The 23,720-nt window shown below is 55.8% G+C and carries 20 protein-coding genes; 10 read left to right on the top strand and 10 right to left on the bottom strand.

Annotation, left to right across the window (positions count from 1 at the left end; translation table 11 throughout):
• The coding region (locus KJ970_17815; protein ID MBU2692778.1) for a DUF2207 domain-containing protein at positions 1-1,833 on the bottom strand (1,833 nt) is incomplete at its 3' end.
• Between the two features lie 145 nt (positions 1,834-1,978).
• Here KJ970_17815 and KJ970_17820 point away from each other — a divergent pair.
• A complete protein-coding gene (locus KJ970_17820; protein ID MBU2692779.1) occupies positions 1,979-4,150 on the top strand; it encodes an RNA-binding transcriptional accessory protein in 2,172 nt (723 codons plus the stop codon).
• A gap of 12 nt (positions 4,151-4,162) precedes the next feature.
• Here KJ970_17820 and KJ970_17825 read toward each other — a convergent pair whose 3' ends face one another.
• From KJ970_17825 to KJ970_17845, 5 genes are all read right to left on the bottom strand, one after another.
• Positions 4,163-5,428: a hypothetical protein gene (locus tag KJ970_17825; GenBank protein MBU2692780.1), complete on the bottom strand. Its 1,266-nt coding sequence runs from the start codon at positions 5,426-5,428 to the stop codon at positions 4,163-4,165.
• 184 nt (positions 5,429-5,612) lie between these two features.
• A complete protein-coding gene (locus tag KJ970_17830) occupies positions 5,613-6,425 on the bottom strand; it encodes a DUF4412 domain-containing protein (protein ID MBU2692781.1) in 813 nt (270 codons plus the stop codon).
• 27 nt (positions 6,426-6,452) lie between these two features.
• Entirely contained in the window at positions 6,453-7,535 is a 1,083-nt protein-coding gene (locus tag KJ970_17835) for a hypothetical protein (GenBank protein ID MBU2692782.1), read from the bottom strand.
• A 15-nt stretch (positions 7,536-7,550) separates the two neighbouring features.
• Positions 7,551-9,164, bottom strand: coding sequence for a hypothetical protein (locus tag KJ970_17840; protein ID MBU2692783.1), 1,614 nt, complete (start codon positions 9,162-9,164; stop codon positions 7,551-7,553).
• A 200-nt stretch (positions 9,165-9,364) separates the two neighbouring features.
• The gene (locus KJ970_17845; protein MBU2692784.1) at positions 9,365-9,511 is read right to left on the bottom strand and encodes a hypothetical protein; all 147 of its coding nucleotides are present in this window, start codon (positions 9,509-9,511) and stop codon (positions 9,365-9,367) included.
• A gap of 3 nt (positions 9,512-9,514) precedes the next feature.
• Between KJ970_17845 and KJ970_17850 the strand changes: the two genes are divergently transcribed.
• The 5 genes from KJ970_17850 (at position 9,515) to KJ970_17870 (ending at position 13,703) form a co-directional block, all read left to right on the top strand.
• Positions 9,515-10,858 (top strand): hypothetical protein, encoded by a 1,344-nt coding sequence (locus KJ970_17850; GenBank protein MBU2692785.1) that lies wholly within the window; start codon positions 9,515-9,517, stop codon positions 10,856-10,858.
• Between the two features lie 8 nt (positions 10,859-10,866).
• Positions 10,867-11,493 carry a hypothetical protein gene (locus KJ970_17855; protein ID MBU2692786.1) on the top strand — a complete coding sequence of 209 codons (627 nt, stop codon included), beginning with the start codon at positions 10,867-10,869 and terminating at the stop codon, positions 11,491-11,493.
• A gap of 29 nt (positions 11,494-11,522) precedes the next feature.
• Positions 11,523-12,383, top strand: coding sequence for a hypothetical protein (locus tag KJ970_17860; protein ID MBU2692787.1), 861 nt, complete (start codon positions 11,523-11,525; stop codon positions 12,381-12,383).
• Between the two features lie 5 nt (positions 12,384-12,388).
• Positions 12,389-13,027 carry a hypothetical protein gene (locus KJ970_17865; GenBank protein MBU2692788.1) on the top strand — a complete coding sequence of 213 codons (639 nt, stop codon included), beginning with the start codon at positions 12,389-12,391 and terminating at the stop codon, positions 13,025-13,027.
• A 94-nt stretch (positions 13,028-13,121) separates the two neighbouring features.
• Complete coding sequence (locus KJ970_17870) at positions 13,122-13,703, top strand: HDIG domain-containing protein (GenBank protein ID MBU2692789.1); 582 nt, start codon at positions 13,122-13,124, stop codon at positions 13,701-13,703.
• Between the two features lie 67 nt (positions 13,704-13,770).
• On the opposite strand, the gene KJ970_17875 is transcribed toward KJ970_17870, so the two are convergent.
• From KJ970_17875 to KJ970_17885, 3 genes are read right to left on the bottom strand one after another with little or no spacing between them, the layout of a single operon-like run.
• Positions 13,771-16,512, bottom strand: coding sequence for a hypothetical protein (locus tag KJ970_17875; protein ID MBU2692790.1), 2,742 nt, complete (start codon positions 16,510-16,512; stop codon positions 13,771-13,773).
• An 8-nt stretch (positions 16,513-16,520) separates the two neighbouring features.
• Entirely contained in the window at positions 16,521-17,717 is a 1,197-nt protein-coding gene (locus KJ970_17880; GenBank protein ID MBU2692791.1) for a glycosyltransferase family 4 protein, read from the bottom strand.
• A complete protein-coding gene (locus KJ970_17885; protein ID MBU2692792.1) occupies positions 17,714-18,901 on the bottom strand; it encodes a glycosyltransferase in 1,188 nt (395 codons plus the stop codon). The genes KJ970_17880 and KJ970_17885 overlap by 4 nt, the downstream gene beginning before the upstream one ends.
• A gap of 133 nt (positions 18,902-19,034) precedes the next feature.
• On the opposite strand from KJ970_17885, the gene KJ970_17890 reads away from it, so the two are divergent.
• The 3 genes from KJ970_17890 to KJ970_17900 all read left to right on the top strand — a co-directional run bounded on the left by KJ970_17890 (position 19,035) and on the right by KJ970_17900 (position 22,113).
• Positions 19,035-20,576 (top strand): YihY/virulence factor BrkB family protein, encoded by a 1,542-nt coding sequence (locus tag KJ970_17890; GenBank protein MBU2692793.1) that lies wholly within the window; start codon positions 19,035-19,037, stop codon positions 20,574-20,576.
• 47 nt (positions 20,577-20,623) lie between these two features.
• On the top strand, positions 20,624-20,992 hold the full coding sequence (locus tag KJ970_17895; GenBank protein MBU2692794.1) for a VOC family protein: 369 nt from the start codon (positions 20,624-20,626) through the stop codon (positions 20,990-20,992).
• Between the two features lie 494 nt (positions 20,993-21,486).
• Positions 21,487-22,113, top strand: coding sequence for a hypothetical protein (locus KJ970_17900; protein ID MBU2692795.1), 627 nt, complete (start codon positions 21,487-21,489; stop codon positions 22,111-22,113).
• A 16-nt stretch (positions 22,114-22,129) separates the two neighbouring features.
• On the opposite strand, the gene KJ970_17905 is transcribed toward KJ970_17900, so the two are convergent.
• Positions 22,130-22,618: a PTS sugar transporter subunit IIA gene (locus KJ970_17905; GenBank protein ID MBU2692796.1), complete on the bottom strand. Its 489-nt coding sequence runs from the start codon at positions 22,616-22,618 to the stop codon at positions 22,130-22,132.
• A gap of 254 nt (positions 22,619-22,872) precedes the next feature.
• Between KJ970_17905 and KJ970_17910 the strand changes: the two genes are divergently transcribed.
• On the top strand, positions 22,873-23,625 hold the full coding sequence (locus KJ970_17910) for an SDR family oxidoreductase (protein ID MBU2692797.1): 753 nt from the start codon (positions 22,873-22,875) through the stop codon (positions 23,623-23,625).
• Positions 23,626-23,720 lie beyond the last annotated feature (95 nt).

Raw genomic sequence — 23,720 nt, forward strand, 5'->3', positions numbered from 1 at the left:
GCCGCCACCGCCGCCGCCCGCGCCGCCGCCGCCGCCGCTCGCCCCACCCCCGGCGCCTGAGGACGTACTGACGCTGGATGTCGTGGTGGCGATCATTGAGGAGAAACCCGAGGCAAAAGCCTCATGCGAAAAAACGCCGCCGTGAGAGTCGTGGTAAAGATACCAGGGGAGGATGTGTTTGGCCGACTCGGTGGGTATCGCCGCTACGATATTGCCGTAGATCCTCTTATCTAGTCCAAGGATGAGGCCGTAGACAAGGCAGATATCGAGCTTATCGAGCAGCCCTGAGGACCCGGCGGCCTCCACATTGAATGATTTGAGGTATTTTTTGAAGGCCTTCCATTGCAGCGCTTCCCGCTCCCCTTTCTCCGTCCGGTGAGCGATGCCTACAGAGAGTATGATGACCAGGATCCCGGCGCCTATCGCCATCAACCCCCAGAGTTGAAAGAAAATGATTCCCGCGATACCCAGGGCGCATAGTACGGCGGCCAGGCCAAACGACAGATTTCTGCCGGTATAACTTCGCAGATCAAAATACTCTTTCTGTTTGGCTGTCGCTTTGACCGACTTTGTCCATTCCGGGAAAAATTTTTGAAACTTTCCCTTGCCCTTTTTGACCTGAGTCATTGAGATCGTTTCTTCGCCGTCAGCCAGCACGCCGAAGAGAAATCGTATAAGTTTGTGTTCATATTCCAGCAGCTGATCCGCATGATTCTGATGATGCGCCATCTGAAGATCCCAATAATACTCGATCCCCTTCTTTGTTCCGCCAAAGAGCATCTTTCTCTCAATTTGCTCTTCGCGGATTTTAATAAAACCGCGCCTGGCCAAATCCACCAAAGTGGCGACAAGGTCGCGCGGCGCCACCGTCCGATCGTTGAGCAGATAACCGACCTGAGCGGGCGGCGTTGATGACGGGATGCCGGTAAAGGCTCCGGAAACCGGGAAGGTCTCGTCTCTACGGCCATACTTCCTATAAAGCAGGTACCAGAGGAAGAGGCCGAGAAGACTAAGCGGGATCATGATCTTCGGGCCCAACGCCCGCAGGGCTTTCTGTTGCTCCGCCCGCTGTATCGCTTCCGCGCGCCTCAAATTTGCTTCTTCAACCCAGCCCGCCTCCTGCTCCATCACTTGTGGGCGGATGGCGCCCTGCCGCGCAGGAGCGCCGGGGAATAATTGCGGCGGGTAGAGCGCGCGCACCTCCAGAAAGGTCCGCTTCGGCAGTTGCTCACACCAAGCAACGACCGTTCCATCATCCTGGATGATCGACTCCGCCCAAAGCGGACCGTGCAACCACTCATTCAATTGATCTTTCTGTATGGGGACCGGCGGCCGGAGGCGGACGTTGACGTTATTTTGCGCTACCCGCCATTCAGATCCTACGAACTTAAAATAAAATATCGCCGCATCTTCATACCTTCGAATGAGATTGTTGACACGATAATGAAAATCGAAGACCCGGCTTTCATTTTTTGCCTGGAAGTACCATCTTATCTCGAGCTCAGCGGTCTTGCGTCTTACAAAAAAAGTTCCCGGCTCCTCCGAATCTGAATACAGATACTCCCCGCCGTTTTCTGAGACGCTGAATTCATTATATTCAATGCCTTCAATTAACGGGAGCGTCCGGTAGGCATAGTGATAAGCGCCGTTAAAATGATATGTCCGTGATTCTGTTACCTCGAGGCCGCCGGCGGCATCCAATCCGGCGTCAATCGCCACTTCGCCTACACGGTAACTCTTGTCTGCCGAGGCCGGGGAGCCGGCGGCATCCCAAATAATGCAGACGAAGAGCGCAAAGAGCATCCCAAATATAGGAAAACGGAAGGTTCGCATCGTGCCTCCCAAGAGTGGGGTCAAGGCCGTTTCACCACAGTGAGAATTTCCGCCGGCGCTCGTACCGGTTGCCATGGCGTTCCCGATTGATATCGGGCATTCTAAGGGAAATACGCGGCGCACTCAGATAAAATTCGAGGCGAAGATGAACGAAAAACACCTCACGATGATGGCGCAAGAGTTCGAGCTGCCGTTGGGCGGCGTCCGGGCGACGGCCACGCTCCTCATGGAAGGGGCCACCATTCCCTTTGTCGCGCGGTACCGGAAGGAAGCGACCGGCGGATTCGATGAGGTTGAGATCCGCTCGATCCGGGACCGGCTCGAGCAGCTGACCGAATTGGACAAGCGGCGGGAGGCGATTCTCAAATCGCTCGAAGAGCGCGATCTGCTGACCGATGAACTGCGCGAACAAATCCTCGCCGCCGAGACACTCGCCACATTGGAGGACATTTATCTCCCCTTCCGCCCCAAACGCAGAACCCGGGCGACAATCGCCAGAGAAAAGGGGCTCGATCCTCTGGCGCAGCTTCTTCTGGCCCAGACAGCGCACCCCGCCATCGATCCTGAGAGTGAGGCCGCCGCATTCATTGACGAAGAGAAGGGTGTTTTAACCGTCGAAGAGGCTCTGGCCGGAGCGCGAGATATTATCGCCGAGACGGTCAGTGAAGATATGCAGGCCCGCTCGAAGATGCGGGAACTCTTTATAACTCAGGGCGCCATCCAGTCAAAGATTGTCACCGGCAAGGAGGAGGCCGGCGCAAAATTCAAAGATTACTACGATTGGCGGGAAATGGCCGCCGCCGCGCCGTCGCACAGAGTTCTGGCGATGTTTCGCGGCGAGAATGAGGGATTCCTCAGGCTCTCGATCGCTCCACCGGAAGAGGCGGCGGAACATCTGCTTCGGGGAATTTTTGTTAAAGGATCGACACCCGCTTCAGAGCAGGTCGCCCTCGCCGTTGAAGACGGATATCACCGCCTCCTCGGCCCGTCGATGGAAACAGAGATCCGCGCTGAAATGAAACGGCGGGCGGATGAAGAAGCGATCCGTGTCTTTGGAGAAAACCTTCGTGAACTTCTGCTCGCACCGCTGTTGGGAGAAAAGCGGGTGCTCGCCCTTGATCCCGGATACCGTACCGGCTGCAAGGTCGTCTGTCTCGATGCCCAGGGCGGCCTATTGCACAATGAGACGATCTTTCCCCACACCTCCAAGGCCAAGGCACAGGAAGCGGAGCGGGCCGTCAGGGCCCTTTGCGAGACATACAAGATTGAGGCGATCGCCGTCGGCAATGGAACGGCGGGACGCGAGACGGAAGCCTTTGTCCGCAAACTCGATCTGCCCTCCTCTATCGCCATAGTCCTCGTCAATGAATCCGGGGCTTCCGTTTATTCCGCCTCCGATGTCGCGCGGGAGGAGTTTCCGGATCATGATGTGACGGTGCGCGGCGCCGTCTCGATCGGCCGGCGGCTGATGGATCCCCTGGCGGAATTAGTAAAGATCGATCCAAAGTCGATCGGGGTGGGCCAATACCAGCATGATGTCGATCAAACGGCGCTCAAACTTAGTCTCGATGATAGCGTGATCAGCTGCGTCAATGCCGTCGGCGTTGATGTGAATACCGCCAGCAAGCAATTGTTAACCTATGTCTCAGGGCTTGGCCCACAACTGGCGGGGAATATTTTGACCTACCGCCGGGAAAACGGTCCCTTCCACTCACGAATGCAGCTAAAAAAAGTGCAACGCCTCGGCCCCAAAGCCTTTGAACAGTGCGCCGGATTTCTCAGGATACGCGATGGAGAGAACCCGCTCGACGCGAGCGCCGTTCATCCCGAGTCATATCACGTTGTCGAGCAAATGACCCGTGATCTTGGGTGCGGCGTGGCCGATTTGATACAGGACGCCTCCCTTCGCGCCCAGATCAGCTTAAAGAAATATCTTTCCGATAGTATCGGGATGCCGACCCTTAAAGACATTATGGATGAACTCGCAAAACCGGGACGTGATCCGCGCAAAACCTTTGAGATTTTTAATTTTGAAGAGGGCGTCCATGAGATCGAGGATCTAACGGCCGGGATGAAACTTCCCGGCATCATAACAAATGTTACGGCCTTCGGAGCTTTCGTGGATGTAGGGGTCCATCAAGACGGATTGGTGCATATCAGCCAGCTGGCGGACCGCTTTATCAAAAACCCCGCTGAGATTGTGAAAGTTCAACAACGCGTGCAGGTCACCGTGCTGGAAGTGGACCTGAAACGCCGGCGGATCTCGCTTTCGATGCGCAAGGACCCTCCGATCCCAAAGCGTAGAGAGCAGGATTAGAAGCCGGCGCGTTTACCGCCCCTCCTCACCGCTGATCTTCGGGGCCTCATACACGGCGCACGGATCGACTTCCTGAACATAATCGCCGTTCCAGTTATCCATAAAAATTTGATCAAGACGCCGGCCGATGCTCTCGCCCTCGATAATGAGACCTACATTCCGGCTCCTATAAAAATAATCCTTTTCCCAATTCCCGGTGCCGACCCAAACCGCCCGGCCGTCGACGACCAGATACTTGGCATGAACGACGCGGGCGAAGGGAATGAATCCACCCGACCATTCCGGGATCGTCATGAGCTTGACCGTGATGTGGGGCAGCGCCTGAAGGGACTGGAGGCCGTCGATCGTCCCCTTGCGCCGGCTCCAGTGCGATAGTATCAGTTGAACTGCGACGCCCCTCGCCGCGGCGCGTCGCAGGGCCGACTCCAATTCGCCGAAGTATGTCCGGTCTCGGCCCACGGTCCCATAGGTAAGGAGCTGAACGCGCACCGTCGATTGCGCGTTGTCGATGAGGTTCAAAATAAGCGGCAGGTCCCACGAAACCCCTCGGGGCAGCCAGCCTTTGGGGCTGGCGACAAGCGAAACCTCGAGTGAATCCCCCTCTTGAACAATAGAAACCGGGATGCTCCCGGGGTGCCGGGGCCGCACCAATTCGGCTCGATCGTATGCGGCCGGCGGCTGCGATACAGAGTCCGGCGGATCGGTGATTCCGCCGGCGATGCGCCAATCCAGATTAAAAACGGAGGCGAGGCCGTTCACCAATTCTGCGTTATGAAAACGCACCCCCAGCTCCTGTATATGTGTCAGCGCGCGCCAATCAAAGTTCTGGCTGCCCAGAAACGCCGTTTCGCCGTCCACAATAAAATACTTTGCGTGAAGCACACCGCCCATTGTCGCAGCGGTGTCGAGGATGCGGACTTCAATACCGGTCCGCCCGGCAAACCGATCGAGTATTTCAGGATATGTTTTGTAAAAGTTCTTCTCGGCGAGGAAACGGACATCGACACCGCGGTCCGCGGCCGCCTCAATCGCGCCAATCACATCCTCCAGGCGGCTGCCGGGAGAATCGCTGGCGTAAAACTCCGCAAAAGCCAGGCTTCTCTCGGCGCCCTGGATCATCTCAAGCCATACATCGCCAGCATCCGGGATCGCCGGATGATCCAGGTTCGTCTCAATCGGAAAACTCTCCACCAATTCCAAAGTCGGTTCCGTTCGCGCCCAGGAGGGGATGATCAGAGCCCCCCAGAGGCTCAACAGCAACATCAACGATCGCAACATCCTTAAGAAGGAACAACATATCCCGCGGGTATCATTCTGCATAGAATAAAAACCTCATTCCCCTTGTACAACGTCAATTCAATGGAGGAATCAACGGGTTCAACATAACGGCCTCCTGTCACACCCGATGAAATCCGAGCCGACAGGAGGCCTGTGCTTGAGCCAGATTCAAGAAGAATGCCGATTACTTCTCGAACATATTTTCTTCGCTGAATCCCTTGGGGATCTCATAGGTGGAATCATCAACCTTCTTCTTATCCACTGATTTGAAGTAGCTTTCGGAAACGGACTTGCCATCCATCAGCTCAATTGTCAGAACCGGAAAACCGTCGAGCTTTTCAAAACCCTGAAAGGCCGACCCCGGGCTCATGCCTTCCTGGAACATTGGGTTGGATTCCAACAAACCTTGGAAGAATTTGGACATCTTCTTGAAAACATCAAAGTCTTTTTCATCAAAGCCGGCCTTGCCCCACGGCGTCACCCAGATTTCACCGGTCTTGCCGCCATTTGCCAAAATATCGTAGCGCGTGCAGGGAAATCCGTAGATATCCTTCTTTTCTCCCGATTTCTTCATCTCGACCACCGGCATTTCCTTCTTCTCCGCCCCCGGCAGCTTTCCCTTCATCTGTTCTTCCATCATCTTTTTCTGATCTTCGGGGAGATTAGCCATCATCTCCTTCATCCCTTCCATCATTTCGCTCATCTGATCGGTCAGCGCGCTCATCGCCTCCTTATCCATGACCGTGTAAGAGCTTTTGTCCTCATTGATCAACCAGCAGAGATCCTTGTCGGCGCGGAAAATCATGTCCATATTGCCGCCGCCCGCGCCGCCCATATTGTCAAACTTCAGCTTATCCATTCCAACATAAAGAACACCGGTGGTCGCAATTTCACCATCCGGACCTGGGTTCTTTTGTTCAATTTCAATGACATAATCGGCTCTTGCGGCGCCGGTCACGATCACGAACGCCATCAAAATAAACAGTGCTTTCCTCATTGCCAGACTCCTTTTCGATGCTGACGGCTAGAAGACAATCCAGCCGGATACGGTAAACTGCTCTGTTTCACCCAGAACTTTGTAATCGACCTCTGTATAATCGAGCTGAGCCCCCATATTGGGAGAGATCCGGTTACCTGGTTTCAGACCGATCCCAATACCCCAGCTATCGATGTCGTAACCCATATTATTCTCATCGAAGATAATTCCTTTACGGAAAGAAACAATCCCCGCCCCCCTGATTTCAATGCCGAATTGATCGATAGAATCTTCGCCCTGATAAGCTCCAAAGAATACCTTCCGGCGCTCACCGGCCAAGACCGCCTCAAAAAGCGGACCGAATTGGGGATCTTCGGCTATTTTCACCTCTAATGCCAGCCCGGCCCGGTCCCGGCGTCCCAATTTAAAATCCTTGTTCTCCTGCTTCAGTGTCCCCTTGGTGGCATTTCTCAATGTCCAGCCAAAGCGGAAGGAGAGGGGGGATCCCGCCAAGGCGGAGGGGCCGGCCAGGGGAAGATCGACTATAAACTGCGTGCCGAAATCCAAGTCCCAGTTTGAGTAGTCACTCTGACTCATCCCCCCATCGACAAAAACAAGGCCGATTCCGACGCCCCACTCCATCGTCTGGGAGAGACGGGGAATCAGTTTCCGCATATTCAGGCCCGCGCCCAAGAGTCCGATCTTTTCAGAAACCGTGTAGGTGCCGTCTCCTTCAGGGTGGTCAACCGTCCGGATTGCGGATTCGAATTTGTACTGCGTCATGTGCAGGCCGACACCGAATCCCTCAAAGCCTGAGTAGCTGTCGATGCTGTACAGCTCGGAATCCTCGCCCGTGAGATAATCGTTGTCGGAGACGGCAAGCCCGCTGTATTGCGGGGAGATTCCCAAAGCCCCCATATTCCAATAGGCTCCGCTCGTTCCCTCGGCCAGCGCCGTATAAGCCGTTCCCATCGCCGCCGCCCGCGCGTCGGTGGGGATGAAACGGACTTGACCGCCGGCCAGACCCACATGCTCGAATTCTCTCGCGGCCCTTGCGTCTGGATTTGCGATGATGAGAAGGAGAGCCGAGACAAGACACCCTCTGAATCCACCGCCCTTGAAATTTACCATGCTCACCCTCCATCATCAGGGCAACGGGGCCGGTCGTTCCAATATCCGGAAGGGCCCGATACGATGGACCTCGACAAATTGCGCCTGCATCATCCGGCGCAATTTCGGAAAATCCTCGAGTCGCTCCTCGGTGCCGTGCCAGGATTCCGCCTCATAGACAATCCGCTCGACATTGTTACGGGCCAGGTCCCTCAGTATCCTCGATTCCAACGCCTCATCCCCACCCCGCGGATAGGTCAGATCCCAATGAAACCAGAGAACCGGCTGTGGCGACGGGACATCGCAAAGACCGTAGAGAATCGTGTAATCGGCCCAAACAAAAAACGGCTTTGGATTATCCCGCAACCATTGTACAAGTTGCACAAAATCCTCTTCGGAAACAACGCCGGGGCCGGGGACGGTTTCCTGCCATCGCAGACCTGATAATCCTGCAAGTTCCAACGGCGGCCGCAGCCGGGCGCCGGCCACCGGATCCTGCACGTCCCGGGACCAGCCGATCTTTAATCCCACCCATGCGGCTAGAATCCACAACACGGGGGCAATGACGATAATTACGGAATGATTCCGGCGGGGACGCACCCTGCCTAGACCAGGTTCATCGTGATGAAAACGGCAGACGAGCGATAACCCCAGCGACCAGCTGATCCCGATGAACGCGGCGGCGATGGCCCCATGATTGGCCGCGATCATCATTTCCAGGTAAGTTACCAGAGCCAGAGCCACGGCGAGCTGCGCCGCTAATGCGGCGCGTTTGGCCGAGAGACCATCTTTAACAGAACGAAAAATGCCAATGAGAGCGACGCCGCCTGCGAGGATATGAACAATCCATAGCGCCGGAGTGAAGAGAATTAATCGACTCATCTTATATTTAACGATGGCGAGATTCAGCCGGCCGGAACCGACACCAACAGGCAGATCAACAGTATAATGCCAGAATGCCCCCGGGTCGCTGAAGATAAACAACCAAAGACCGAAAACGATCGCGGCGGAGACAATCCCCAGCAAAAAGGCATCCAATGGATAAGCCCCGAGATTGCGGAGACCCGGCCGGCGGGGCGGGCCGATCCAGAGCAGGCCGGCAATTAAAAAAGCTTCTATCCCCACGGTTTGTTTCGTCAGCAGAGCGCATATCGCCGTGATCCCCGCGGCGAAGGTAATGATCGGTAAATTGCGCAGATCGGCATAGGAGGGCGCGTCCCAGTAAGAATAAATCGCCTTAACCAGCAGGTAGACCATTAAAAGAATGAAAAAGTGCCCTATCGGTTCAAACCATGGCGTCCCAAAAGGAGGGAATAGCCACACAGACGTCAATACGGCCCCTAGAAAAGCCGCGAACCGGCGGCCCGAAGTGATGATCATGAGCAGGCGGAAAGACAACAGCGCCCCGACGGCATTGAGAACGGCGGCGAGGGCGACCGTTGCGGAATAATTGACACCGAGGATTCGGAAGAAAATCCCTTGGAGCCAAAATGAAAGCGGACCGGTCGGGATATAGAAATCGGCATAGGGGATCTGCCCCTGAAAAACCCGGTAACCACCGTCGAAGAGAATTGATTGATCGAATCCAAAAAAGCCACGATGCCCGCACACCCAGGCCAGGGTGAACCCCACCGCCATCGATATCGACAACAGCGACAAATCGAGAATCCGGTTCTTTTTATGGAATCGATTCAGGGGCCTTCCTCCTTGAGATGTCTCATGAAGGTGGTTCACTGCAATGGTTCACAAAGATGATTCATGATGCCTTCAATATCCTGATGAGTATAGATATCAGAGGCCTCCCCACCTTAATATGAAAGGTGTCGCGAGTTGAAATAATAAGGCCTTTCTTAAAAGCAAACAATCGTACGGTAATAAAACTCATCACGCCGGTTATGTCCTCTATTTCCAACGATTTTCCCCTTGATCTCCCACTCATAAGATGCGAAAAATATCATGGTCGTCGTCTTCGGCTGGTCGCGGTGCGATTTCATCATCACATGCGAACGACACGCGAACCTCCGGGGATCTCAAATATAGAGGGCAGGACTTCAGGTTGGTTGGGACATAATATCGAGATGGATAAAAGCCAAAAACGCCATTTTCGGATCATGACGATCCTGATTTTCACAGCCGTCATCCTCATGGCGGCCCTCCTCGGTTCTCCAAGCCCACTCATCGCGGAAGAGTCATCCTCCCAAACCGGCATGCCGGCCCCCAACGTGCAGGGTCCGGTGAGTGTCACGGCAGAGGATAATCCCAATGACAACGGTCATGGGATTCTGATCAAATTAGTGCCGCCGACGGATGATGAATCGATTATCGCCTATGAGATCGAGCGCGGGCTCGCTCCGGGGGCGCCCGATGATCAATGGTTTCAGGTCGGAACAGTGCCGCGCGGTATGACGGAGTATGTCTATACCGATGAGGACCCGAGCCTGCAGGGTGAACCTAATCCCGCCTATGTCGCCTCCGGCGACCCGATTTATCTGCGCCTGCGGGCCCGCACGGCCAGTGGGGTGACCTCGGCCTGGACGGAGCCGGTTGCCGCCATCGCCAGAGGCAATTGGTTCCACACCGGCAAGGTCAATATCCTCGTGGCTACGCTGCTGTTTGGATTCGGCGTGGTCTATTTCATCTCCCGGGCCCGTAAGGGGAAGGCGCTTTATGTCCGCCCCATCCCCGGCCTGCAGGCCGTCGATGAAGCGATCGGGCGCGCCACGGAGATGGGCAAACCGATCCTCTATGTTCTCGGTACCGGTACGGCCAGCGACATCGCAACGATCGCGGGTTATACGATTTTGTCGCGCGTGGCCAAACGCACCGCTGAATACCAAACACCGATTCTGGTTCCGGTCAACGACCCGGTCATGCTCGCCATGGGACAAGAAGTCGTCAAAGAGGCTTATGTCCAGGCGGGGCGTCCGGATGTCTACCGTCCGGAGAATGTCTCCTATGTCTCGGCGATGCAGTTCCCCTATGTCGCGGCGGTCAACGGTCTCATGTTGCGTGATAGGCCGGCCACCTGTTTCTACATGGGCGTTTTCCACGCGGAGTCCCTCCTGCTGGCCGAGGCGGGCAGCGTGACCGGCGCCATTCAAATCTCAGGCACCGACCAGATCTCACAGATTCCATTCTTCGTCGCGGCCACCGATTACACATTGATCGGCGAAGAGCTCTATGCGGCATCGGCCTATCTGTCGCAAGAGCCGGATCAACTGGGCCCCCTCAAGGCTCAGGATTATTTTAAGGTCGCGATCGTCATCATCATTATGCTCGGCGTCCTGTCCCTGACCCTGTTTCATTGGGATGGGATCTTAAAACTCGTCTATAGCCCGGTTTAAATAAAATTATGAAAAGACAACTACCCATCTTTATTGTTTTCATCACCGGCATCATCATGGTGATTCAATTCTTTGTGCCGCATGCCTGGTCGGAATTCTTATTCACTTATGCCAACGATTTCGTGATCGTGATCGGAATCCTTGCATTACCGCTGGGTATCTTCTCACTCATGAGAGGAACGGTGAAGAAGGCGCAGAGAGATCCGAAAGAGAGGATATTCGCCCTAGCTACGATTGCCGGCTTCTTGGTTATGGTTGTTGCAGGTGTCAGTCGGGATAACTTCACTTCACCCACATCACTTCTGCAATACTCCTTCAATTATATCCTTATTCCATGCCAGGCGACGCTCTTCTCGATGCTGGCCTTCTATGTCGCCAGCGCGGCCTATCGGGCCTTCAGGGTTCGCACATGGCTGGCGACGGTTCTGCTTGTCACCGCCTTTATCCTCATGCTGAGGATTGTCCCGCTACCCGGCCCGCTCTCAGAATGGGTCGCCGCACTCGTGCGGTGGATCCTGGAGGTGCCGAATATGGCCGCGAAAAGGGCGATCATTATCGGTGTCGGCTTGGGAGGCGTCGCTTACAGCATGAAGATTATCCTGGGCATCGAGCGGGGATACATGGGCAGGGATTAATGATTCGTTTATTTGAGGAGCGTTAGATCATGGCTGATCTGCACAGTAGCAAACATTGGTACGATTATCTGCTCGGCATTGACCGGCGCTGGGTCTACGCCGTCATGGCCATCGCGGTCATCATACCGGCCATTAAGTCTTTCGACGTCCCGGTGGGGATTTCCAGCGAGGTCAGGAATGTCTTTGAATATGTCGATGGATTGAAGCCGGGCGACGTCATCCTGCTCGGCGTTGATTATGAGCCCTCCACGCTGGCCGAGCTGCACCCGATGTCCGAGGCGATATTGAGCCAGGCGTTTGAGAAAGACGTGAAGGTCATCTTGACGACACTTTCCCAGTTCGGCCCGGCAATGGCTGACGAGATCATCACACGCATCGCCCATGAGTACGGGAAAGAGCACGGGGTCGATTATACATTTCTTGGGTACAAGCCGTATCCGGCGATCACAATCCTCGCCATGGGAACAGACTTCCGCGTTCCCTTCCCGACCGACTATTATGGCACCGAAATCGACAGCATTCCCATGATGCAGGACCTTCACAATTACGATGATGTGGAGTGCGTCATCTCCATCGCCTCGGGAAATTCCGCCGATTTCTGGATTCAATACGGCAATGCGAAGTACGGCGTTCAGGTTGCGCTTGGAGTCACAGGCGTTATGGCGACCGACTATTACCCCTATCTGCAGTCGAAGCAGCTTTTCGGCTTGATCCCGGGGATCAAAGGAGCCGCGGAGTATGAAACCCTGAGGGGGAAGAAGGGTGATGCATCGCGTGCGATGCCCTATCAGGTCACATCGCACATAGCGATCCTGCTCTTCATGATCGTCGCCAATATCGGTTATGTCACTCAACGACGGGCTCAGCATAGAGCTGGGATGATGAGGTAATTATCGTGGATGCGACCTGGGCAGATTTGGCTTGGCAGGGAGTGGCTGCTCTGCTTACATTAGCGGTTTTCTCTTTTCTCTTCGGGGATAATCCGATCTATAAATTCGCGGAAAGGTTATGGGTCGGCATTGCGACCGGGTATTGGACCATGCTCCTTTACCACCAGGGACTGCATGATAAGGTGATCCTGCCGATTTTCCAGCAGCATCACTGGTATTATATTATTCCCGTCCTCATGGGAATCCTGATGTGGTTCCGGCTGTCTCCAAAACACGGCTATCTGAGCCGGTATGCACTCGGTTTTTATGTGGGTATCTCGACCGGCATCTATATTCCGCTGGCGATGAAGACCGCCGTCTTCCTGCAGGTGGAAGGCACAATCTCACAGCCGCCGCCCGGGCTCTGGGCCTCAATATGCTTCTTCCTGTCTCTAGTAGGGATCATATGCTCCTTAATCTATTTCTTCTTCTCTAAACCGCATACAGGTCTGTTCGGCGTTCTCTCCAAGACCGGAATTTATACACTGATGATCGGTTTCGGCGCGGGATTCGGTCTTACGGTCATGGGCCGTGTGGCGTTGCTGGTGCAGCGCGTCATCTTCCTCCGGGATTACGTGGTGCTGTTATGGGACAAGGTTTTCTGATCACACCATCACAGGTTTTTCACTGACGGATTTACGACCGCGGTCATTATCGGCCGCGGTTTTTCAACGAATGCCCTGTAGAAGGAGTCTTACCATGTCTCTTCCCACCCGCGAAGAAGCGCTGGCCTTGCTGCATGAATACACGAAGAACGAAGGGCTCCGCAAACACGCCTATGCCGTTGAGGCGGCCATGCGGGCTTATGCGAAAAAGTATGGCGAGAATGAGGATGAGTGGGGTCTCATCGGCTTGCTGCATGATTTCGACTATGAGAAATACCCAACAATCCCCGATCACCCGATGAAGGGATCTGAAATTCTCCTCGAAAAGGGTTATCCCGAGGATTTTCGCCGGGCGATCCTCTCCCATGCCGAGCATACCGGTGTCAGCCGCGAGCGGCTGGTGGAGAAGGTCCTGTTCGCCGTCGATGAGCTCTGCGGATTCATCACGGCGGTCGCCCTGGTGCGTCCCAGCAAAGCGGTCGCCGAGGTTGTGCCGAAATCGGTGAAGAAGAAGTTAAAGGACAAGGCCTTCGCGCGCAGCGTCAGCCGTGAGGATATCCAGCAGGGGATCGAGGGGCTGGGTGTGGAGTTCAATGATCATGTCGCCTTTGTGACCGAGGCGATGACCGGTATCGCCGCCATCTTGGAACTCGGGGGTCAAACTCCCGGCGCGTAACCGGAGTTCAACCCCCGTGGACGATATCATTTAGTAAACCGGCATTAAAACAGGCCGCCCCGTAACGCTACCGCTGAACCTCCACTCTTAGCGGCAACTCATCGAGGAATTGTTCAACCAACGGTGAATCGAGCGGCATCACATTGAACCTTCCGGCGCCCCGCGCATGGAAGGTCAGCAGGCCGTCGGGGGTCGTGGCGCCCTGATGCACCATTTCAATATCGCTGCGCCCGCCCGGGACCTCGAGCAGAACGACATAGTCACCCGGCGCCAACCCATCCACCACATGCTGCGACCACAGTTCGGTTTCACTCTCGGCGCCGATCCCATCGAGCAGCGATCCCTGTGGACCGTAGTCATACCAGACATCCTCAAGTGGATCCAGGCCCAGGGGAAGGGTCACGACAATCGGCTCAACCGAATCCTCGATTTGCAGGGAAACCGCCTGCGGATCACAGGGAATGCGGGCGCTGCCGGTCGGCTGTGATTGGCCCTTCGGCGCCGGCTCCAGCAGGACAAGGAAGCGATCTTCCCGGGAGTCCTGCACCGGTTCCATTTCCAGGCGCCACCAGCCGGCCCAGCCACTCGACACCTGTTGTTCAATCTCCCCAGGGTTCATATATTGGGAGCTCCAAGCGTAATTTTGACCGGTCCGTCTCAGCCAAAATTCATAGGAAGGATCGGAGCCGGAGCGGTTCCAGATCCCCTGGGAGTTGGCGCCGCCGATAGCGAGAATCCGCCGGCCGCTCTCAACGGCGGGGAGATGCGCGGTGATGAAGCATCGGCTGTCGCCCTTTTCCCAGTAGAACCGGCTGCCATCCTGCGTCCAAACACCGGGCGTGCCGCCGTGAAGACAGCTGTGAGGCTGCACACCACCGGACCAGGTGCCGTCGATGAGCCTCGGCATCGCCTGGTCGGGTGAATGGATGATGACCGACTTCTTCCAAGAGGAACTCGTGGCGTAGAGCCTGTCATAGACAATAAAGTATTTCCCCGCGAGAAACATGAAATCTCTCACAACCTTGTCGGCGACGGCGCCCTGAGTCCAAATCGTCGGCTTGGCCGTATTCGGGTAACCGTCGGTCAGATCGCATTCAAGGCGGCTGACCTGGCGCCCGGCTCCCATTGTACAAGCAAATTTCGTGACATGACCCATCTCGTGCTTATCGTCATAGGGATCGGCCGCCATATAGACACCCCCCCCGCCCGTTGACCCCGGCGGCGGCGCCATCATTCCTTCGCGGTGCGGCCAGCTTTCATAATGGTCGGTCTCGGCGACATAAGGCGAGTTCGGCTGATAGATCAAAATCGAATTTTCGCTGATGGGCGGCTGGTAATAGTTCCGGCAGTGATCAAACGCCGTGCCGTCATAGACACCGGTGGATGCGGTGAGGATATCACCGCCGCGGAAGACAGCATAGTGTCCGTTTGAGTAGGCGTCGTGTCCGCCGGCGATGGGCCCGCAGAGGAATGAGGCCACAATCGTGGTTTCATCCCGGCCTATCGCCCAATTCGATCGAAAATGCGTGTACTGGGAATTGCCTCCATCTTCCCAGGTCAGATCGCCGAAGTAACGTGAAAGCGGGGCATCGGTGAATGCCGGCGATTTACGATTGGTTGTCTTGTCATTCCAGAAGATCAAAACCCACGGCTCCGCCAGAAGCTGGAGCGCGTCGGTGCCGAGATGATCCCACAGACTGTCCAGGAAATAGAGTGTTTGGTTGTCATTGTTATAGTTGGCGCTTATGTAAGGATAAGAATAGAAATAGTGGCTGATGTTGCCCAGATCGGTCGCGTCACCCGTCTCATCCGACTCACCCAGATCCGCACGGAGCATATACATAACCCAATCATCGATATTGAGAAAGTGATTGGGGAACTCGCTGAAAGGATCGTGCCCGCTAATACAATCCTTGATCAGCGTGGCGGTGATGAGATCCTCCTCAACACGTTCCGCGCGGTAACCGGAATAGGTCCCGACAAAGTTCTGCTCCCGAACGCGGTAATCCTCCCACTTGAATTCGATGCAGTAGTCCATCTTGTCTTCGATGTCGTTCTGGAGCGCCGGTATATCCTCCCAAATCGTGAGAAACGCGGCCACGGCGCCGTCCATGATCCAGGGTAATTTATAATAGTGCTTGTAGTTCGTAATGTCTTCACCGGCATAGTTACAGTCATCGTATCCTGCGATCCCCTGTTTGTAGATCCAGCGGCCGTAATTTTCCAAAAGATCCGGATCCGTCTGCGATAGGGTGGCATACATATAATCGTAGGCCATGCAAAACCCCTTATAGACGGCGTTTTTGCCCCAATCGTTGGCGGCAATCGAGGCTCCGATCGCTCCGCCGTTGCGCGACCGCGCATCGAGGACAATATCCTCCATATAGCTCTTCAAGCGGGTCCGCATCTGATCCCCCAAATCGCGCCCTTGATTGAGGAGATAGACAACGGCGATGTTGGAGAGATACTCGCCGACATGCCGCGCGTCATTCTTGTTCCAGCTTCCAGTCGAACCGGTACCCGGGAGTTCCAGTTCCGTCGGCGCATCCTCCACAATGTCGAGGACACGTCCCCACTCATCCATATGCGACCGCCAGCCGCGCAGCATGACAGCCGGCTCGGGCGTATCACTGATACCCACCCGCGCGGAGATGACCGGGATATCATCCGTCGTTATAAAAAGCCGGGGATGATGAGTGGACCCATTAAAAGAAAAAGCGTCCACGCCGCTCGGACCGGCCAGTAGAACGATGGCCAATGCGGCGAGGACGATAGTACCAACCTGCTGTCGAATCAAAGATGTATTCATGGTGTACCTCATGCGATCTTGCGCCCCACATTGGACGCGCGACGATGACACGCCACCACTTCCCCAAACCACTCCGAAATGCGATGGCTGTTCCGGGCGAGATCGGCCCTTTCTTCCGCCAACCCCCAATTCCTCTCCACAACCTCCCGTCGAAAACTAATATCTGCGGCGAGTTTCCGAATCATTTGGGCTATCGACTCGGGATCGTCACCGCCAACCAGGGACCCATTCCAACCCTCCCGTATCCAGACGCGCGCGGCGTCTGAGTCTCCCACGACGGGATAGAGACCCACCGACATCGCCTCCAAGAGAGAGGCGCTGACCCCGTCATGATCGATCAGGCTGACATAGATCGATCCCTTCGACAGAATCCGGGGAATCTCTGCATGTGATATGGATCCCAGAAAGTTTACATTGTCCACACCCAGGGAGCGCGCCAGCTCCCAAAGCCTGGGTCCGTCCGCCCCACCGCCGGCCAGATCCAAACGCAGCCGGGGACGGGTATCTTTCAGAAATGACATGGCCCGGATCATCAACTCGTGCCGGTACGAACGTTTCAGCGAGCGGGTCGTGACCAGAACCACTTCTCCATCTTCTTCGTTGGGATAGGGCCGGGCTTTGAAAAATTCCCTATTTACACCCCTCGGTTGAATCAATAGCAGTCGGGTGCCCGTTTTTGAATCCGCTGAACCGCTGGGAAGGAGCGGATCGAGTTCCTGCACCCCCTCATTCCAAGGGCTCGGTGAAAGGGCCAAGGATCGCGTCCCTCGCAGCTGAAGGGCGGCGTGCGCCATATGGGGGGCCCAGCAGAGAATCCCATCCGCCTTTCTTAGCACATATCGGACGATTTTCCTCAGAGCGGGGGGGCGCTTTTCCAATCCCAGAATATCGGTACCGGTGGGAACAACCACCAAGGGGTGCCAATTGGAGAGGGCGGCAAGCAAGCCGTTACCCGTAATTCTATAAGCCACAACGAGATCGGGGTTGATTTCTCGCAACCAACGCCGCACCTGAGGCCATCGGGTGATATAGAGCGGCTTGGGCAGCAGGGGGCTGTGGCTGAGAAAATGTGTCGTGACCCCCTCCATCGGATCCTGGATGTGATGCAAAGAGAGGAGATAGATGTCATGCCCCTGCTCCACGAGGGGAGTTAGGAAGGAGCGGGTATTCGGGCTCTGTGCATCGGCTAGGAAAGCTATCCTCATGCCGTGGATACCTCCCGACCTAGATTCACCTCATGATAGAGTGACAGGAGTAATGGGAGAACCTCTGAGGGGCTGTTGCGCGTTTGGATAATCCGCCGCCCGGCTTCTCCCATGCTCTTCCGACGGAGGGCGTCGCAAGCAAGCTTGGCGATGCCTTCAGCCATCGGCGCCGCCTCATTGGGCGGAACCAGGATGCCGGCCCTCCCCTGATCCAAGGCTTCCGGTGTCCCGCCAACGCTGGTTGCGACGACGGGAATCCCCATGGCCAGCGATTCGAGAATCGCATTGCAGGAACCTTCGCGATCTGAGGCGTTGATGGTGAGATCCATCGCTTTCAGCAGCCGGGGGACATCATCTCTCCAGCCCAGCCAATGGATCCGGTCCGCGATTCCGAGCTCTACCGCCTGACACGCGATCTTCTTCCGATCCGGGCCATCGCCGATAAGGGCCAAGCGGATTTGAGGCGCTCGAATCATAGCCTGGGAAAAGGCATTGAGCAAGAGATCGTGCCGCTTCTCCGGCGAAAACGAAGCGATATGCCCTGCCATAACCGCCTCTTCGGGGAATCCCAGCTCCCGGCGGATCTCTTCCCTCGATTCCTGGATCTGAAACCGGTCGGGCACCAGAACATTGGGCAGCACCCGCACCCGGCTTGGCGGAACTCCGTAATTCTCGCAGATCTCCTCTCGAAGAGCATGGGCATTGACGATGACCATCTGGGATGACCGGAAAGTGAATCCCTCCATCCGATCCACCATCCAGGATCGTTGAGGTCTTGTTGTGACGCGTATGGAGAGGAGGGGGGGTCTTGCGCCCATCGGATAAGCGATGCGCCGCGCGATGAGACTGTAAAGATTGCCGGTGAAAAGATGGCCGTGGATAATATCCGGCTTATAACGGCGGATTTCCATGACCAACCGCATCAAGCGATGTGGATCTCCACGCCCGCGCCGTTCGAGATCGCGAACCACGACACCAAGTTCACTCAGACGTTCTTTGAAGATGCCTCCTTGGGCCAACGCGACCACGCGGTGATCGCAGGCGTCTCGGGTTCCTTTGATGTAATAATAAAGCTGCGTCTCCTGGCCACCCTGCCCAAGTTGGCTGATGACATGGAGAATCTTCAGAACCCGGTTTTCCGGTTTCTGGGCCATCTGAGTCCCATCCGCCCAAGAAAGGGGCACCTTGTCCCCCTGGTGTTAAGCAGCGCACAGTGTAAACTACTGATTGATAAGGATTCCAGGAGACGGTTATGCTTTCTCCCTGAAGCCATCATCTCCTAGAATCAGTTATCGGTGATCGGCCCAAATACCTTAGATGGAGACGGACCGGTCCGCAAAAGCCCGCTTCCACCAACAAGTAAGGGAGAGCCATCTGGGGAGTTTACTCCAAAAACTGGCCGTATGGCGACGCCAGATCCGCAGGTTTTTAGATTCCTATATCTGGGATCAGGACCTGTCGCAGAAATCCTGGTTTATCGCCTTTCTCTACCGGCAGCTGCGGGTGGGCGTCATTCTCATCAAGGGGTGCGTCCGCGGCCGGATCGCGCTGCGCGCCTCGGCCATGACCTTCACAACGCTGCTGACGCTGGTCCCGCTGCTTATTTTAACATTTTCAATCATTCGGGCCCTGGGGGGCTTCGGCGATCTGGAGATCCGGCTCGAAGGCTTTATCCTTGATAATATCGCGCCCGGCAGCCAGCAGCAGGTGCAGAGCTGGATGCTCGACTTCTTTCGCAGTGTCCGCGCCGGGACCTACAATGGAATCTCCCTCATGATCCTGCTCGGTGGCGGCCTCGGTTTGCTCGGCACCGTCGAGGGGGCCTTTAACGATGTGTGGGGAATCCATCGGGGACGGAACCTCTTTCATCGCTTCTCCACCTACACCACCATCATCTTCTTCGGTCCGCTCTTGATCGGTTTGTCCCTTTCAATGACGGCCAGCCTCAAGACATCCGAATTATGGGACGGCCTCCGCACCACCATACCGGTCGCCTCCTTCATCCTGTCGGCGTTGTTTCAGCTGATTCCGATCATCCTTACCTGCATCGCCTTTACACTCATGTATGTCATCATACCGAACGCCCGCGTCCGGGTGAGAGCCGCTCTGCCGGCCGGCTTTGCCGCAGGCGTCCTCTGGGAAATTTCAAAATGGGGATACGGCCTATACCTCGGAAGGGCGACGCATTACGGGGCGCTCTATGGTTCCCTTGCAGCGATTCCCCTATTCATGGTTTGGGTTTACTTGACCTGGCTCGTTGTCCTCTTCGGCGCCCATCTGACCTTCGCACAGGAATCGGCGGATGACATCCGCATCGAAGAGGGCGCGGTCCATGCCGGATTGAAAGACCGTTTCGCGGCCGGATTATACATTATCCTGACGGCCGCCGCCTGCCACCGCACCGGGCAGCCGCCGCCCGACCTCGCCGGACTGGCGCGGCGATTGGGCCTGCCGCTGCGGCTCTTCCGTATCGCCGCGGAAATACTGATTGAGGGGAAGCTTCTCCTCCAGGTTTCCACCCATTCCAGGGATTGGGCCCTGGTGCCCGCACAAGATCCCGAGGGGATCACTCTTCTCGGCATTTGGCACGCCTTCTGTGAAGTGCCCGAAGGGGGCGGGTGTGATGAAGGTGAAGTGCCGAAGCCCCGCAGCGGGATATCCCAGACGGATCCCCCCTGGCGTGAGGTGGAATCCCTGCTTCTGCAAATGGAATCCGCCCTTGATGGAACTTGGGGAAAGATTACACTCGCACAGTTATTGGACCGGTTACTCGTGGCAACCAATGCCATGCCCGAAACCCCCCGCTTGGTCTCCTTCCCAAAGAAGAGCTTGGATCAGGGACAGGGGCCTGTGGATTAACCCTATGCGGCAGAGCTGCCGCATAAAATAACGAGGAGGAATTTAAGATGCCTCAAGGATCTATTGATTGGCTGGAGATCCCCGCATCGGATCTCGATGCCTCTCCAAAATTCTATGAGAAGGTCTTTGGCTGGAAGATAATGCGAGATGACAAATGGCCTGATTTCCCCATGTTCAAGGACGCCGGCGGCAAGATGAGCGGAGGATTCTCCAAACAGGCCAAACCCAACACCGAGCCGGGAATCTTGTTGTACATCACCGTGGATGATATCGATGCGGCGCTCGCCAAGGTCAAGGCAAACAAAGGGACGCCCGTTCAAAAGAAGACAACGATTTCCGAGGAGGTCGGCTGGTGGGCGTCGTTCAAGGATCCCGGCGGTAATACAATGGGGTTATTCCAGACCGTGAAGCGATAGAACCGCTTATCCGCGCGCTCCCCTTAATGACCACGGCTTGATGGCTGCCGCCTGATAACCGCCGCTTGATAGCTGCCATTTGATAAAGGGTATAAATAACAAAAACGAAAAAAGACCCCGGTCCTTCAAAAGAAAGACCGGGGTCCACGAAACACCCAGAGGTTGCAGCAATAATACGTATGATCTCTCCCCAGGCGCTCGAATCGTTGAAAAGGATTCAATGATGTTTTTTATATAGGCAACTTCTAAAACCCTTCCCAGCAACATCAGATACTAGCACACCATCGATTGAAATTCAATTGAAAAGCGGTGGATTTAATGATGATTTAACCATATTAGATGTGTTGAACATTCTTGATCCACTAACCGCGTTAGACTTATGCGCTTGCCTGTAAGCATTCACGGCTATTTTTGTTGGGTCATCCCATTCGAAAGATCTCAGGGAGACGCCATGCCTCTTGACCTGCCCCGCACGGCCACCGTAAGGTGTTGACATGATTACCCTTCGTACCTACATCTTTTTGGATTCTCTGCAGCCCCAACTCGCGGCCCAAATCGGGACCGTCTCCCGGGGTTTTTTACCGATCGCCGGGATGGCATCGCTGTATGTTGAGATCGCGCCCGGGATCGCCATCAATCGCGTGATGGACATCGCCCTGAAAAAGACCCGTGTCCAGCCGGCCGTCCAGGTGGTGGAGCGGGCCTTCGGCGTACTCGAGCTTCATCACCAGGATCAGGGAGAAGTCCGCATGGCGGGGGAAGCCATCCTCAATGCTCTGGATCTCGAAGAGGCGGATCGGATGAAACCGCGGATGGTCTCAAGTCAGGTCATCCGGGCGATTGAGCCGTATCAGGCGCAACTCATCAACCGGACCCGCTATGGCTCGATGATCATTCCGGGGCAATCTCTCTATATCCTTGAAACGGAACCGGCCGCCTACTCCGTCTTTGCCGCCAATGAAGCGGAGAAAGCGGCGCGGATCACCTTGATCGATGCAAACCCGATCGGCGCCTTTGGAAGGGTCTATCTCGGGGGACCGGAGGCGCAAATCGATGCCGCCGCGGAAGCCGTGGAAAAGGCCTTATCTTCAATTTCGGGCAAAGAAATTCCGGGTCGATAAAGAGAACTGATTAAGATTAATCAAACCATTTCATCGCCCGCAGGATCTCTCCCTCATCGCGGGCCGCCATGAGTTCCTCCAGAACAGTCGTCGTCGTAATGGCTTCTGCAATCCGTCTGTAGATCGAGAGGTAGAGCTGATCGTCATGCGGCGGGGCGACAAAACAGAGAAAGATGTGTACGGGGTCTTGATCCAACGCGTCAAAATGGACTCCGGCCGTGGATCGCGCCAGACCGAAGAGAAATTCACGCGCTTCCCGCGTACGAACATGGGGAATGGCGAATCCCCGGCCGATCCCGGTGGTCGCTTTTCTCTCACGGTTCTGGAGATCGCGCAGTAACCGGGTTCTGTTCCCCACCCGGCCCGATTTGTCCATCAGATCGGCAAGCTCCTTCAGAACAGAATCTTTAATATTCCAGATGTAGCGATCCCGGATAGACGCATCTTCCGGTTCCGGAGGGTTCTCCGTTTCCAGCTCCATGAGGATCATTTCTGATTTAAGCAACCGGCCAAGATGCATTATTCTGCGGATCCGCTGACAAGCGGATCATCCCCCCCCGAGAAAATGTTGACACGTTTATTAGCGTATGGGGGGAGACCGCCTTTCGACAAGGGCAAATCTTCGAAATTCAGGCAGAGTCTTGCCTTATCTGAAGAGAACAGGACTTCAATCTCGTCGGCAACGCAGAGGAGTTCCTTTTCCCAAATACCCCCCGAGCCTGTATCCTCCTTTTGAGGGGAATTCCGGGGGGAAAGATCATGATCGACCTAAGGGGAAGCAAAGCTTTGGTCACAGGCGGATCCCGGGGGATCGGAGCGGCCTGTTGCCGTCTTCTGGCCCGTGCCGGATGCGATATCGCGGTCCATTATCGAGAGCGTGTCGATGAGGCGCGGCGGCTGGCCGAAGAGATCGTGGCGATGGGCCGCCAGGCCCTGACCATTTCAGCTGATATTTCCGACCCGCAGCAGGTCCGCCATCTGGTCGGTCAGGCGGCGACCGAACTCAATGGATTAAACATTGTTGTCGGCAACGCGGGAATTTGGAAAGGAGCCGCGGTCGCAGAGATGACTAACGCCGAGTGGGATGAAATGATCGGCATTAACCTCTCGGGCCTCTTCTATCTTTCCCGCGAATCGATCCCACATCTTCGATTGGCCGGCGGCTCGCTGATCTTCATCGCCTCCACCGCCGGCCAGCGCGGCGAAGCGGGCCACGCCCACTACGCGGCCAGCAAGGGCGGCGTCATCGCACTGACCCGGTCTCTGGCGGTTGAACTCGCGCCCGCTAAGATCCGCGTCAATGCCGTGTCTCCCGGGTGGATCCGGACCGATATGACGGAAGCCCTTCTGCGGCCCGACCGGATCGATGAATCGTTAAAGGAACCGATTCCTTTGGGACGACCGGGTGAGCCGGAGGATGTCGCCGGACCGGTCGTTTTTCTGGCGTCCCCCTTGGCCCGGCATATTACCGGCGCGATCATCAATGTCAACGGAGGCGCCGTCTTGGCATAGATCCGTCCTTGACGCTTCGGCCTTTGGTAACCAAGGACATTCACGCGAATAAACTTCAACACGTCCGCAAAAAAACGTAAGATTTCCTCGAAACC

This window comes from Candidatus Eisenbacteria bacterium, from assembly GCA_018831195.1.
Lineage (GTDB): Bacteria > Eisenbacteria > RBG-16-71-46 > CAIMUX01 > JAHJDP01 > JAHJDP01.